Consider the following 14,486-nt stretch of genomic DNA (forward strand, 5'->3'; position numbering starts at 1 on the left):
AACAATGCTGAGGACAAGATGACAACATTCGCAGATTTTCAACTGGACGATGATATTAACCGCGCCATTAGCATGCGCGGTTTCGAGGCGCCCACGCTGATCCAGGAAATGGCGATCCCATTGGCGCTGGAAGGTAAAGACTTACTGGCCAGTGCCCCTACCGGCACCGGTAAAACACTGGCGTTTGTGCTGCCTGCCATTCAGTACCTGCTCGACTTTGGCCGCAAAGACCCGGGCTTTGCCCGTGTGCTGGTTATGACGCCAACCCGTGAGCTGGCGTATCAGGTATACGACGAGTTTAAGCATTTTACCCAGTTTACCGAGCTTAACGTTGGCGTGATTACCGGTGGTATTAACTACGGCAGTCATAAAGATACGCTGGAAAAAAACAACGATATTCTTATCGCCACACCCGGCCGGTTAACCGAATATCTGGATGAGGAAAGCTTTCAGGCTGATGAAGTGGAACTGCTGATCTTAGATGAAGCCGACCGCATGCTGGACATGGGCTTTATTGGCGAGATGAACCGTATTGTGCTGGAAGCCCGCCGCCGCCGGCAAACGTTTTTATTCTCCGCCACACTGGAAGGCGCTAATTTAGAACGTTTTGCCGAGCGTGCGTTAAAAGAGCCAGAGCGGGTTGAAGCGATACCCTCGCGTAAAGAAAACGCCAAAATTCTGCAATGGGTGCATTTAGCGGACGACGCCCAGCATAAACTGGCGCTGCTTATTCATCTGCTGAAACAGCAGGATGTGACCAAAACTATAGTGTTTATTAAAACCCGTGAGCGCCTGGCCAGCTTAACCGGCCAACTGGAAACCGCCGGTTTGCGCTGCGGCTGGTTACAGGGCGAAATGCCACAGGATAAACGCATGCAGGCAGTTGAGCGCTTCAGCTCTGGCCGCGTAAGCATTTTACTGGCAACCGATATTGCCGCCCGCGGCCTGGATATTGACGATGTAAGCCACGTAATTAACTTTGATATGCCACGCAGTGCTGACGTGTACCTGCACCGCATTGGCCGCACTGGCCGCGCCGGTAAAAAAGGCACGGCGATATCACTGATTGAAGCGCACGATATGGCCATTTTGGCTAAAGTAGAGCGCTATGTAGAGCAAAAGCTAAAGCGTCGTGTGGTAGAAGCGCTGCGGCCGAAAAACAAAGAAGCCAAAGTGCCGGTGAAAAAGAAAAAGCCCACCAAGGCCGCAGCGAAAAAAGCCGCTAAAAACACGAAAAAATAAGCTTAACCACCGGCAACCGCCGCTCGCAAAAACAGCGGCGGCTATCGCATTTTTGCTGTGCAATCTTGGAATTATTTAGTTAAGCTGCTATTGGTAGTTTGAATAAATTATTAGCCCAGTGAATTGATAGCCAGTGGAGTTGCTTAATGGACAAAAGACAATTTATAAAAAGCTGTGCCTTTACCGCCGCCCTGTTACCTCTGGCCGGTTGCAGCAGCGTAATGGCCGCACCTGCAGGCGGTAATAACAAACGCTTGTTACCACTGGCATTAAACAAAGGCGATACCGTCGCCCTGGTTAGCCCGTCTAAAGCCACCGATGAAGCCCTGGATTTACAAATTGCCCAGGAAGTGATGCAGGCGCTTGGTTTTAAAGTGAAAACCGGCAAACACCTTGCAGCACGCCGTGGCCATTTGGCCGGCACTGATCTTGAGCGCGCCAGCGACATTAACGCCATGTTTGCTGACAAAGAAGTAAAAGCCATTATCTGCCTGCGCGGTGGTTCTGGCGCCGCACGTTTACTGCCCTTGCTGGACTACAAGCTTATTCGCAACAACCCCAAGGTTTTACTCGGTTATTCCGACATTACCGCGCTGCACAATGCCATTCATGCCCAAACCGGCTTAGTCAGCTTCCATGGCCCTAATGGCACCGGCAGTTGGAACAGCTTTAATGCCAATCAGTTTCAGCGTGTATTTTTCGATCGCGAGTTAATGCAGTACCAAAATGTGCTGGACGCTAAAGACGAGCTGGTAGCACGGCAAAACCGCACCGTAACCATTACCGGTGGTAAAGTTCAGGGCGAGCTGGTGGGAGGCAACCTTACGGTACTAACCGCACTGGCAGGCTCACCTTATTTACCTGATTTTACGGGTAAAATTTTATTTTTAGAAGATGTAGAAGAAGCACCCTACCGTATTGACCGTATGCTCAGCACGTTAAAACTGATGGGCGCGCTGGATAAAATTGCCGGTTTTATTTTTGGTGAATGCACAGCATGCCGCCCCAGCGGTGGTTATGGTTGGCTGACAATGGACCAGATTTTTGAAGACCACATTAAACCGCTGAATATACCGGCTTACCGCGGCGCTATGATTGGCCATATTAAACAGCAGTTTATCGTGCCGGTAGGTGGCCGCGTAGAGTTGGATGCCGATGCCGGTACTTTCCGTTTACTGGAAAGCGTATTTCAGAGCTAACTAACCCAGAGTGATAGCGCTGCGCAGGTGGGCGTCCCGATGCGCAGCCACAGAGTGTCTGAGCAAGCCAGGGATGGCTTGCGACAAATTCTTAGGGAAAGAATTTGAACAGCCTACGCTGGCCCGAAGGGTGATGGACAGGATTGTTCATCATAGTTGCTGTGGCGAGCACAGCGGGATTGCCCACTGAAGCAGCGCCACATCAGGCTAAACGCCCTATCATCTCTCCCAGTAAGCCTCTTCCAGGCTATCTTCACGCTCCGGCAGGCCTTTGGACAGGCGCGGTGCGTTTTGCACCAGAATCTCGTAACTTACCCGGTTAGCATACTTACAAATTTGTGCGAATGATGAATACGCCAGATACGGCTGCTCATGTTTGCCGGATAACGGCTGCACCTGCTTGTGAAAATGATTCGCCGCCATATCATGCAAAATAGCCGACAGCGCACCATCACCGGCGCCGTTAGTGTTTTTAATCCGCTCCGGCCCGCCTAAATACGGGTCGATATGCGAATACACTTTTAGCGGCTTGTCACAGCTGGCATGTAGCATTGGCCGGCTAAACTCGTACTGGTTAAAATCGGCCAGGCTGGCCGATTTAATCGGATTACTGCTCTCACGTTTTACATTGTCATCGGTATGGCCACACAGGTATAAACCTTCCGGCCCGGCGGTAATCAGCACCATATCAGTAAAGTCCAGTATGGCTTCGGCGGCTTTAAGTGGATCGGCAAAACCGGTTAAGGCTTCGGCTTCCAGTTCGTTCATTGCCAGCACGTTAACGTAATCTTTAATAGTACTGAGAATTTGCTCGCGGTTTTCTTCTACCAGATGCCGGGTGCCCAGGCTCATTACCACCGGTACATTATGCGCTTTAGCGTCCTGCAAGGCTTTAAACATCGCATGTTGAATCGGCTGATTTGTAGCACGCAGCGGGTAAGCACTAACTACAAAAGCCGCGCTACCTGCAATAATGTCAGTAGGAATATACTCCTGGCTTAACTCATCCATATCGCTGGGATCGATAACAAAGGTACGTTCGCCATCCGGCGTTATCATGGTAATACCCCGACCAATATCACCGGCCACGCCTTGTAAATGGTTCATATCCACTTTCGAGCTGGTGTGGCAAACATAGTGATATGCCGGTGAACCCAGCGCAATATTGGCAGACATGACGCCCAGCAACACCGATTTATCATCAGCCAGTACAGAATAATTGTGAATAGTATTGCCGATAGTACCGCCGGCGAAATGATCCGATATGGCCTGCTGCGCCACCAATTCCTGATAAATCAGATTGGCTTTGCCGTGCTCTACCAGATTAGATAAGCCTTTGCGGATATTATACTTTTGCAAAAATTCATCGCTAACGCTGGCCACTACATCAACAATAGTTTGATCCAGACCAACGATATAAGTATCAAGCTCTGGCCGTACTTCAAAGCTGGGTAGCTGAGGCTTGGGCTGGGATACCGGGAAATAATGTTTAATTTTACGCAGGCCGGGAAATTTCATCTGTTATACCACTGCAAAGCCGCTACCGGCAAAGAGCGGCATTGTAACAAAAAAACGACGGGGCGTAATGTTGAATCAATCAGCAGAACCGGCTTGTTGATGTGGACAAGCCGGCCCTAATTGTTCCTTGGAGAAGGACTATTCTGCGCTATGGCGTAAAAATACCAGTTCGTTGGCCGTGGAGTGTTCAGCGCTGTAGGCGTAGCCTGCCAGATCAAAGCCTTTTAACTGCTCTGCCGCTGTTAAGCGCTGCTGAATAATATAACGCGCCATTAAACCACGGGCTTTTTTGGCAAAAAAGCTGATAATTTTGTACTGGCCGTTTTTAAAATCTTTAAACACCGGCGTAATTAAACAGCCCTGCAGCAACTTAGGTTTTACTGCCTTAAAGTATTCCTGCGATGCCAGATTTACCACTACATCGCTTTGCAGCTTATCTAACTGCTGATTTAGCTGCTCTGTAATGCTGTTTTGCCAAAACGCATATAAGTCTTTACCGTTTGGGTTGGCCAGTTTAGTGCCCATTTCCAGCCGGTAAGGCTGCATCAAATCCAGTGGCCGCAGCACGCCATACAAACCACTTAAAATACGCAGGTGCTGCTGGGCAAAGGTAATATCGTCTGTGGTTAAGCTGGCAGCGTCCAGCCCCTGATATACATCACCATTAAAGGCAAATAAGGCTGCTTTGGCATTTTTTTCCGTAAAAGGCAGTTTCCAGTCGGCAAAACGGGCGGCATTTAAGCCTGCCAGTTTATCGCTGATATGCATTAGTGACGATAAATCGGACGGGGTCAGGGTTTTACAAATCTCGGCCAATTGCTGGCTTTGCGCCAACATGTCTGGCTGGGTAACCGGCAGTTGTGCTGCCAATGGCTGAAAATCAAGATCCTTTGCAGGAGATACAAGCAACAACATAAATAATTCCGATATTAATAAAACCTGTGTTAATCAAGGTACAGCTCTGGCAACTGAGGCAATAGCTGCGCCAGACGTTGCTGGTTCGCACTGGTTACGCTGGTATTTTCCAGCGCACTGAGCACGGCTTTAGCCAACGGTAGCAAGGCTTTGTGTGCCGGCAACTGGCTTAATACCTGCAACAGGTTAAGTGCCAGCCCGGCGTTACACGGCATCAGTAAAAACGCCTGGCGCAATTTTACCAGTGCCACTTTTACATTGCCTTTTTGTGCAGCGTCCATACCAGCCTGGTTTAAATCGCGCAGTTGCGCTCTGAGTTCTGTTTCACGCAGCACCACTTGTTTGGCTAATAAACGCTGACAACAACCCGACAGATCATCTGCGGCGAAATCGGCACTTTTTAACACCGCAAGATGCGCTTCAGCCTGTTTAGTATCACCCAGGGCAAAAGCCAGACGGGCTTTGTCCTGCTCGGCGGCAACATGCACCGGTTTTGTTGCCACGGTAATAAGGTTCAATTGCTGTTTGGCATCTGCCACATTGCCTTGCAATAAACTAATGCGCGCACGCAGTACTGCCAGTTCCGGCTCTATTACGTCTGTTGTCAGTTTCTGCGGCATGCTTGCCAGCGCTTCACTGCTTTTTTTCAGTGCAGCGGTAAAAGCCCCCAACTCGGCGTGTTGTGCTTGTTCCAATAATAAGCGGCTTAATTGCAAATAGCACTCTGGTGCATCAAAAGCAGAAAAACGAAACTGTTGAATCAATTTTTGTAAATATCGGCTGCTATCTTCCTGTTGGCCATTAAGCTGTAATACATCTGCCAGGGCATAATGTGCCGCTATATGGGTAGGTTGTAGTTTCAGCAGTTCGGTTAATTGTTCCTGCGCTTTGACTAAGTCAGCCTGCAATAAATAACACCGTGCCAGCCACTCTACAGCTTCCGGGCGAATATCGTCCTGCTCTGCCAGTTGCAACAGCGCTTGCTCGGCATCAGCCCATTGCTGCAGTTTCACCATGGTGACAGCAGCACCAAGCCTGGCCCAGCTAAAATCGCGTTGTTGTTGAATTTTGCTGTACAGCTGTGCGGCGGCGTTATATTCGCCTTGAGCCAGTAGCAGTTCGCCCTTTAAACGTAAAGCCTGTAAGGCATTGGCAGAACCGGCTTTTATCGCTTCGTCCAGTTCCAGCAGGGCATTGGCCAGATCGGTCTGTTTGATGGCCTGATAAACCTTGCGCAGTGCAGTACGGTTTTGCCAGGCTTTAGCCAGCCGCTTTTCCAACTCAACATAGGAAAACGGCTTTAATACAAAGTGATCAGGTGTACCTTGCAATACACCAAACACCGGTAAACGTTGTGGTTCAGTGCTCATGAGGACAAAACAACAGGCGGTTTTAATAGCACCCAACGCAGAAAGTTCGTTAAACAGCTGCAGCGCGTCTTTGCCGTCGCCCAGATTAAAATCAGCCAGAATAAAGTCAAAGCTGTGCCGCTTAGCAGGAGAAACAGCCTGCATTGCATCGGCAACAGCGGTAATATCATCGAAACCTATTTGCTGTAACATACCCTTAATAGAGGCACGTACAGGCTCACAGTCTTCGATTAGCAGAAGTTTTTTACTTTTATAAAAGCTGGCTTGGAAGATCATCGAGATCCTGTGCTAATTTACACTGAAACAAAATACAGGCCTTAGTGCCCGACAAAAACAGGCAATATAGTAACTTACTTTACGTCACGCAACGCTAATGTAGTTAAAATCCGGTTCACACCGAACTTTGTTGTAATATTCCTACATTAATTGCTTATTAAACGCTACATCACTAGAATGTGATCAAAAATACGGTAATAAAACAATATGAGCGACTTACTTACCCAGTTAAAAGCAGTGACCACTGTAGTGGTCGACAGCGGCGATCTGACCGCCATTGAGCAGTTCCGTCCGGTAGATGCTACCACTAATCCCAGCTTATTGTTAAACGCCAGTCAGCTGGAATTTGCTAAACCTGTGTTAGCCGGTGCTGTAGCCTATGCCAAAAGCAAAGCCAGCTCGGCTGAAGCACAGCTTAGCCTGGCATCAGACAAATTTGCCGTCGATATTGGCACAGCCATCAGTAAGCTGGTGCCGGGCCGCGTATCTACCGAAGTTGACGCCCGCCTGTCTTTTGATACTGATGCCACCATAGCCAAAGCCCACCAATTGGTAGCGCTGTACAAAGAAAACGGCATAGGCACTGATCGCATTCTGATTAAAATTGCCTCAACCTGGGAAGGCATTCAGGCAGCGCGCCAGCTGGAGCAGGAAGGTATTCAATGTAACCTGACGTTGCTGTTTCATATGGCTCAGGCCCGTGCCTGTGCTGAAGCTGGCGTATATTTAATTTCGCCTTTTGTTGGCCGCATTCTGGATTGGTACAAAGCCAGCACCGGGCAGGATTACACCAGCGACACCGATCCTGGCGTTGTATCTGTACGGGAAATTTACCGCTTTTACAAACAACATGGTTTTAAAACCGTGGTGATGGGCGCCAGTTTCCGTAACGTGGGCGAAGTATTGGCCCTGGCTGGTTGTGACCGCTTAACCATTAGCCCCGGCTTACTGGCCGAGCTTAGCCAGCAACAAGGCGAGCTGACAGTGCATTTAACCGATACCGGTGCCACCCGCTCTGCACCAGAGCAACTGAACCAAAGCCAGTTCCGCTGGGCATTAAATGAAGATGCTATGGCGACAGAAAAGCTAGCTGAAGGTATTCGCAAATTTGCCGTTGACCAACGTAAGCTGGAGCAATTGATCCAGCAGGCACTTTAATTACACATTTTTCAGGGGAGTAGAGTATGTCAGGTTCAGCATTGTCTGGTTTGAAACAGCTGGCAGCAAAACACATTTCGTTACGCCAGGCGTTTAATACCGATCCCGGCCGGGCCAACCGCTTTAGCACCAAAGCTTGTGGCATTACCCTTGATTACTCGAAAAACCTGATTGATGACCAAAGCTGGCAGGCGCTGCAGCAACTGGCCGCACAAAGTAATATTAATGCGGTGCTGCAGGCGATGCTGGCCGGCGACAAAATTAATAACACCGAACAACGCACGGTATGGCATACCATGCTGCGTAAAACGGATGTGGCAGGGCTTGAGCTTGATGGTGAAGATATCGGCGCCGCCATCGCCGATTGCCGCGCCAGAATGACAGCGCTGGTCAGCCAGCTACACCAGGGTGAATATAAAGGTTACAGCGGCAAAGCCATAACTGATCTGATTTGGGTTGGTATTGGTGGCTCGTTACTTGGCCCGCAAATGGCAGTAGAGGCATTAACGCCTTATCACTGCAGCCCGGTTAAGCTGCATTTTGCCGGTAATATCGATGGCGCTGTGGTATCTGATGTAGTGAAACACCTCGACCCGGCCACTACTCTGGTGTTTGTGGCGTCTAAATCATTTGGTACTGAAGAAACCAAACAAAACGCACTGGCTGTGCGCCAATGGTTTAAAGACAATGGCGCAGATGCCGCAGCTATTGCACGGCATTTCTGGGCAACGTCGTCTAACATTGCCGCTGCAGCAGAGTTTGGCATTGTCGAGCAAAATATTCTGCCGATGTGGGACTGGGTCGGTGGGCGTTACTCGCTGTGGTCAGCTATCGGCTTGCCGGTAGCACTGATGATTGGTAATGAGCATTTTTCTCAGTTGCTTAAAGGCGCTGAAGCAATGGACGAGCATTTTATCAACGCCCCACCGGCCGAGAATATGCCGCTGACGCTGGCACTGCTGGGTATTTGGTATATCAACGGCTTTGGCTGTCAGGCGCAGGCTTTACTGCCATACAGCCATTATCTGCGCTTGCTGCCCTCTTATGTGCAACAGCTGGACATGGAATCTAATGGCAAGAGTGTTGATACTAACGGCCAGCCATTAACTGACGCTACCGCACCGGTAATCTGGGGCGATGCAGGTACCAACGGCCAGCATGCATACCATCAGTTATTGCACCAAAGCGCGTTAGCTGTGCCAGCCGATTTTATTTTGCCATTGAAACCTGCGCATAGCTTAACCGATCATCACCAGCGTTTGGCGGCGCATTGTTTTGCCCAGACTCAGGCATTAATGCAGGGTAAAACACTGCAGGAAGCCACAGACGAATGCCTGGCAGCAGGTATGACTGCCCAACAGGCTGCAGAGTTAGCCCCGCATAAAGTATCGCCGGGCAATAAACCCAGTAATACCCTGCTGTTGCCGGAATTATCGCCCTATTATGTTGGCGCTTTAATCGCGTTGTATGAACATAAAGTATTCTGTCAGGGCGTATTGTGGGGCCTTAATTCGTTTGACCAGTGGGGAGTTGAACTGGGTAAACAGCTGTCAGGCCCTATTTATCAGGCATTGAGCGGCTCTGATGCCAGTAAACTGGACAGTTCAACCCAGGCATTAATAGCGGCATTCTCTCAACATAAGTAAGGTAAATAGTGCGGGTCTGTCATAGTGTTGTCACTTAGTTGTTTTATTTTGATGCAAAATGTGGTAAATCATTTGTTGAAAATAACAACAACTATTGAACAACAACTATCAGAGAGGCCAAACTATGGAAAGCTTCGAAGACTTACTGAATATGTTGGAGCGCCCTGCCGCTAAACCGCGTGCGGTAAAGCGTAAATGGCGTGAAATTGAACAGCTCAAAGAGCGCCAGCGCCTGAAAAGGGAGCTAAGCGATATTGACTGGACTATTGAACCTGAACTGGCTGATATCGAATTGTAGAAAAATGCCCGGTGTGTAAACTCCGGGCATTTTTCGTTTCTGTGTTCATATAACACAGAACGATAATAACCAGACTGATAGATGGGCTGTGCTTTAAAGCAGCTGTATCAGCGCTCGCGTAGTGCCTCTTTGGCTCTGTTAAAGGGTTTTATCAGGTAGTCCATCACGGTTTTGTTACCGGTTTTAATATCCACGGTAGCAATCATGCCCGGCACTATGGCAAAGCGCTGGCCAGTCTTGTTTTGCAGAAAATCAGCTTCAGTGCGGATATACACCCGGTAGTAGAAAACATCCGGCTTAACTTCATCCTGCAACGTGTCTGGTGAAATAGTCACAACCTCAGCGGCTAAACCGCCGTAAATAGCATAATCATAGGCGGTAATTTTCACCATGGCTTGCTGCCCCGGATGAATAAAAGCTATATCGCGCGGTGCTATACGCGCTTCAATCAGCAAATGGTCATCTACCGGCACGATTTGCATCAGTTGGCCATTGGGTGGTATGACTCCGCCAATAGTTGTCACCGCAATATCTTTTACAATCCCCCTTACCGGTGAACGGTGTGTCAGACGGCTAAGGGTATCTGAACGACCGCGCAATACTGAGGTTTGTAAATCGGCTTCTGCGCTGGCTTTTGCCAGCTCTTCGCGTGCTTGCACCAGATATTGCGTATTCAGCTCTGTTAGTTTCAGTTGTAATTCTGCCTGCTGGCGCTGCAGGCGCAATACTTCAACATTGCTGGCGGCACCGCTGTCCTGTAACGAGCGGGTAAGCACCAGTTCTTGTTCTACCAGTTTAAGCGACTGCTCAATACCTGCCTGTGTTTGCTCCAGCCAGCGCCGCCGGCTTTGATACAAGCGTGTTTCTGCAGCAATGAGGTGCGCAAACTCCTGTAGCTCGGCAGGAAAAATCAGCTCGGTTGCATTCACTTCGGCCTCTAAGCGTGCGGCGCTGGCCAGCGCCGCACGGTATCGGGCCGCACTTTCACCCAGGTTAGACTCTGTGCGGGTAGCGTCAAGCCTGGCTAGTATTTGGCCAGCCTCGACCAGAGATCCCTCGCGCACCGTTAGCTCAGTAAGAATACCGCCTTCAAGTGACTGGATAACTTGTTCACGGGCACTGGGCACTACTTTACCTGTGCCTGCTGATACTTCATCCAGCCGGGCAAAAGCGGCCCAAATCAACAACACCAGCAGTACCAGTGCGCTAAGTCTGATAATACGGGTAGTGCGGCAAAGTGCGGCCTCACTGTACTGGCTGTTGTCATCTAAAGCCGATGCGATAAGCTGCTCTGTTTGCTGTTGACTGGTATTGGCCATATCACCCTCTGTATTTTACCCAGGCTTACCTGCAGACAAGGCAGCAATAGCCTGAGCTTTGGGGGCATCCAGCACTATGCGGCCGGCATCGAGCACCAGAACCCGGTCTGCCAGCTCAAGCATCGCCATACGATGGGTAGCTATCAGCAGAGTGCGCGGCCCCAACCAGCGTTTAAGGCTGGCAATAAAAATACGCTCGGTATTGTCATCCAGTGCGGCACTGGGTTCGTCTAATAACAGAATATTGGGCTGGCGCAATATTAACCTGGCCAGCAGCAACGATTGCTGTTGCCCGCCGGACAGCCCCAGCCCTCCTTCCATTAGTTGCTGATCAAGGCCTGACGGCAAACGACTGATAAAATCTGCCGCACCGGTCATAGCTAAAGCGGCCAGAATGTCCTGATCAGAGGCCTGCGGGGCGGCTAATCTCAGATTATCGCGCACTGAACCATGAAATAACCTGGCCTGTTGAGTTAACACGCCAACATCGCGGCGCAAATCAGCCGGGTCAAGCTGCGGCAAGCTGATATCATCCAGAGTAAGCAAGCCAGAGCTGAGCTCTACACTGCCAGCCAGCGCCTGCAATAAGGTGGATTTACCCGCACCATTGCGCCCCAATATGGCAATGCGCTCTCCGGCCTGAATGTGTAACTGGTTGATATGCAGTACCGGTGCCGGATCATCACGGTGATAGCGAAAGGCAGCATCCTGCATCTGGTATTTGCCATTAAGTGCAGCCCGATGTATTGGCTGGCTGCCGTTTGCAGAATCCACCGGCAATTGCATAATGCTGTCCAGGCTTTGCATGGCAACTTTGGCCTGCTGCCAGCGGGTAAGAATAGCAGTTAGTTGCCCCATTGGCGCCAGCATTCTTGACGACAGAATAGATGCTGCTACCAGCGCGCCTGTTGTCATATCACCTGCCATTACCAACGGCGCGCCTACCACAATCACCAAAGCAAACACGCCCAGCTGTACTGTCTGGCTCCAGACTGTCAGCAGGTGAACCCGCTTACGCATGGCAACACTGGCTTCTGCGGTAGCAGCGTTAAACTGGTTCCATTGTTGCTGAAAACGCGGTTCTGCCTGTAACGCTTTAATATCGTCCAGCCCCTGAATACTTTCTACCAGCAGGCCGTTGCGTAATGATGACTCCCGCATCGCCATCTGGGCGCAGCGAGCCAGTTGTCTTTGCATCAACAAGGCAGGCCCAAGCATGAGCACGACAGCCAGTAACGGGATCCAGGAAACCGGCCCGGCGATGAGATGAAATACCAGCATAAACAGTAAGAAGAACGGTAAATCTGCTAGTGCGTTTATTGTGCTGGACGTAATGAGCTCGCGGATTTGTTCCAGTTCACGCAGTTGGGAAATAAAGGTGCCGGTTGATTTTGGCCTGACACTATTACGCAGCCGCAGAGCATGGCCAAATACCCGGTCTGACACCCGGATATCAGCCCGTTTACCAAGCAGATCGGTAACATGGCTGCGCAGCAGGTTCATCAGAAAACTGAATATCAGCGCCAGTAGTACACCACCAAATAATACATATAAAGTTGGCATCGACTGAGCCGGAATAACTCTGTCATACACCTGCATGGAAAATAAAATACCAGCCAGCGCAAGGATGTTGGCGATCATTGAGGCCAACATAACATGCCAGTAAGGTTTAAGCTCCGGTACTATCAGCCGCCACAACCAGCCGCGTTGCCAGGGCGCAATATAGCCGTCAATCCGCACATCTTTGCCACCGCTGAGTGGGCGCAGAGTCACCTTTTGCTGTGTAGTGCCAAGCAAAGTGCTGTAACTTACTGACAATGTCAGCCCCTGCTCTGCTATCGGGCAGATACTGATATCGCCATTAGCCTTTACCGCCTGAGCAACAACTAATTGTCCGTCTTGTAACTGCAACACTAAAGGCAAGCGCCAGGGCGATAAATCCTGCTTTGTCAGCTTGCCAAAACGAACTGCCAGCCCAGCTTGCCGTGCAATCTGCCGTACCAGATTATGCTGCTCAGAATCAGTGTACCAGTGCACTGCCTGCCGGATATTTTGCTCAGAACACTCCAGCCGATAATGCCGGCTGATCATTAACACAGCGGTTATCCAATCATATGGGTCGGGTTGTTGTTTGCCTGTACCATGCTCCTGGTCCTGGTCCTGGCGTAACTGTTTCACAGTAGTCATGGTTGTAGTTCTACCCCCTGGATCCGGCTATGCTGCAAAGCAAAAATCCGCCGAAGCTGGCCTGAATGGAACAGACAGCCTGCCTGAAGCTGCCGCAGATCTGACAGCGTATGCTGCCGGTCAAGCTGTGCCTGATAAATTTCCTGCTCAGCATTTAATAAATCAAGCAGCGGCCTGGTGCCCAGTGCCAGATATTGCTGGCGGTACAGATCCCGGGTTTGCATGCTCAATTGCTGACGGCGAACCAATACATCCAGATTCTGCTGTAAACTGGCTTGCTGGTTTTGCCCCTCCAGTAATTGCTGCTTTGCTGTTAACGCGGCCTGTTGTAACCCGGCATCGGCACTGCGTAATGCCTGGCTGGCAGCTCGTTGCCTGGCTTTTACCGCACCGCCCTGATCAATTGGTACACTAAAATTAAGTGCAACGGCATACTGGGTGCGATCACGGCCACTGCCCGCCAGCGGGTTATTGTCCAGATAGTGAGTTGCTGTTGGGTCAAGTGAAATGGTTGGCAACAGCTGAGCCTGCGCCTGATCTATGCGGGCTAAAGCTTGTTGGCGCTGAGCCTGTGCCACCAGCATGGCAGGGGTAGTTTGAATATCTGCTGCGGCATTGCAGGCTCCATGGTGATCCGGAAAACGTGCAGAGATATGCGGCACCTGCATGTCGCCCATCAACATAGCCAGAGTCCCGCGCCAGCGTTCAAGTTGAGCCTTGTATTGCAAATGCAAAGCTCTGGCGCCCTCAATCCGTGATTCGCTTTGTACAACATCTGACAATGAACTGGCTCCTTTGCTATGCCGCTCTCTGGCCAGGCCGGCTACCTGCTCTAATGCCTGCAGTTGCAAGCTGGCAACACTGACCAATTGCTGATAACGCTGGATCTCAATTACGGCTTGTATTACTTCACGGATAATTTGATCAATGGTGAGTAACAACCCGGCCTGGTACTGTGTTACTCCGGCCCTGGCTACCCGGACTTCGCCCGATACTTTGCCAAAATCATATAGCATCTGAGATACCGACAATACCAGCGCCTGACTATAACGGTTGTCAGGGTAGGCATTATCGTAACCACTGCGCACTCCTGCAGAAATCTGCGGGTAATAACCGGCACGTGCCACAGTGATCTGCTCATTTTGCTGCATCAGCAAACCTATAGCCTCTGCAATAGCAGGATGCCATTGCACAGTGCGCTGCACGGCAATATCAATATCCAAAGATGCAGCCTGCATATAATCAGCTTGCACTACGGGGGAGCCAAATGCGCTAATCAGACAGCAGTGCAGCGCTGCTTTCTTCACTTTGACAGCGCATAACTGTCGCCACGTTGCTATCCTGCTCCTTTTGGTTAT

11 protein-coding genes are annotated in these 14,486 nt (G+C 50.3%); 5 read left to right on the top strand and 6 right to left on the bottom strand.

The window, feature by feature from the left end; all coding sequences use genetic code 11:
- Positions 1–18 precede the first annotated feature (18 nt).
- Both srmB and AR688_RS09540 read left to right on the top strand, forming a co-directional pair.
- Positions 19–1,242 carry an ATP-dependent RNA helicase SrmB gene (gene srmB, locus AR688_RS09535; RefSeq protein WP_068232568.1) on the top strand — a complete coding sequence of 408 codons (1,224 nt, stop codon included), beginning with the start codon at positions 19–21 and terminating at the stop codon, positions 1,240–1,242.
- A gap of 146 nt (positions 1,243–1,388) precedes the next feature.
- Complete coding sequence (locus AR688_RS09540) at positions 1,389–2,441, top strand: S66 peptidase family protein (protein ID WP_068232570.1); 1,053 nt, start codon at positions 1,389–1,391, stop codon at positions 2,439–2,441.
- A gap of 219 nt (positions 2,442–2,660) precedes the next feature.
- Here AR688_RS09540 and AR688_RS09545 read toward each other — a convergent pair whose 3' ends face one another.
- From AR688_RS09545 to AR688_RS09555, 3 genes are all read right to left on the bottom strand, one after another.
- Entirely contained in the window at positions 2,661–3,959 is a 1,299-nt protein-coding gene (locus AR688_RS09545) for an inosine/guanosine kinase (RefSeq protein ID WP_068232576.1), read from the bottom strand.
- Positions 3,960–4,097: 138 nt separating this feature from the next.
- Positions 4,098–4,874, bottom strand: coding sequence for a peroxide stress protein YaaA (yaaA, locus tag AR688_RS09550; protein ID WP_068232578.1), 777 nt, complete (start codon positions 4,872–4,874; stop codon positions 4,098–4,100).
- 29 nt (positions 4,875–4,903) lie between these two features.
- Positions 4,904–6,520 (bottom strand): tetratricopeptide repeat protein, encoded by a 1,617-nt coding sequence (locus AR688_RS09555; RefSeq protein ID WP_068232581.1) that lies wholly within the window; start codon positions 6,518–6,520, stop codon positions 4,904–4,906.
- A 207-nt stretch (positions 6,521–6,727) separates the two neighbouring features.
- Between AR688_RS09555 and tal the strand changes: the two genes are divergently transcribed.
- The 3 genes from tal (at position 6,728) to AR688_RS19895 (ending at position 9,622) form a co-directional block, all read left to right on the top strand.
- Positions 6,728–7,678, top strand: a complete 951-nt coding sequence (gene tal / locus AR688_RS09560) for a transaldolase (protein ID WP_068232584.1) — start codon at positions 6,728–6,730, stop codon at positions 7,676–7,678.
- 26 nt (positions 7,679–7,704) lie between these two features.
- Positions 7,705–9,324, top strand: coding sequence for a glucose-6-phosphate isomerase (gene pgi / locus AR688_RS09565; protein WP_068232587.1), 1,620 nt, complete (start codon positions 7,705–7,707; stop codon positions 9,322–9,324).
- Between the two features lie 124 nt (positions 9,325–9,448).
- On the top strand, positions 9,449–9,622 hold the full coding sequence (locus AR688_RS19895) for a DUF3545 family protein (RefSeq protein ID WP_082694730.1): 174 nt from the start codon (positions 9,449–9,451) through the stop codon (positions 9,620–9,622).
- Positions 9,623–9,729: 107 nt separating this feature from the next.
- Here AR688_RS19895 and AR688_RS09570 read toward each other — a convergent pair whose 3' ends face one another.
- Genes AR688_RS09570 through AR688_RS09580 form a run of 3 tightly spaced genes read right to left on the bottom strand, consistent with a single transcriptional unit; the run spans position 9,730 to position 14,366 of the window.
- The gene (locus AR688_RS09570) at positions 9,730–10,941 is read right to left on the bottom strand and encodes an HlyD family efflux transporter periplasmic adaptor subunit (RefSeq protein WP_068232591.1); all 1,212 of its coding nucleotides are present in this window, start codon (positions 10,939–10,941) and stop codon (positions 9,730–9,732) included.
- A 15-nt stretch (positions 10,942–10,956) separates the two neighbouring features.
- Complete coding sequence (locus tag AR688_RS09575) at positions 10,957–13,128, bottom strand: type I secretion system permease/ATPase (RefSeq protein ID WP_068232594.1); 2,172 nt, start codon at positions 13,126–13,128, stop codon at positions 10,957–10,959.
- Positions 13,125–14,366, bottom strand: coding sequence for a TolC family outer membrane protein (locus AR688_RS09580; protein WP_197412192.1), 1,242 nt, complete (start codon positions 14,364–14,366; stop codon positions 13,125–13,127). Before AR688_RS09580 ends, AR688_RS09575 begins: the two co-directional genes overlap by 4 nt.
- Positions 14,367–14,486: the final 120 nt, after the last annotated feature.

The organism is Rheinheimera sp. EpRS3 (genome assembly GCF_001513785.1).
In the GTDB taxonomy this organism is placed as follows: Bacteria; Pseudomonadota; Gammaproteobacteria; order Enterobacterales; family Alteromonadaceae; genus Alishewanella.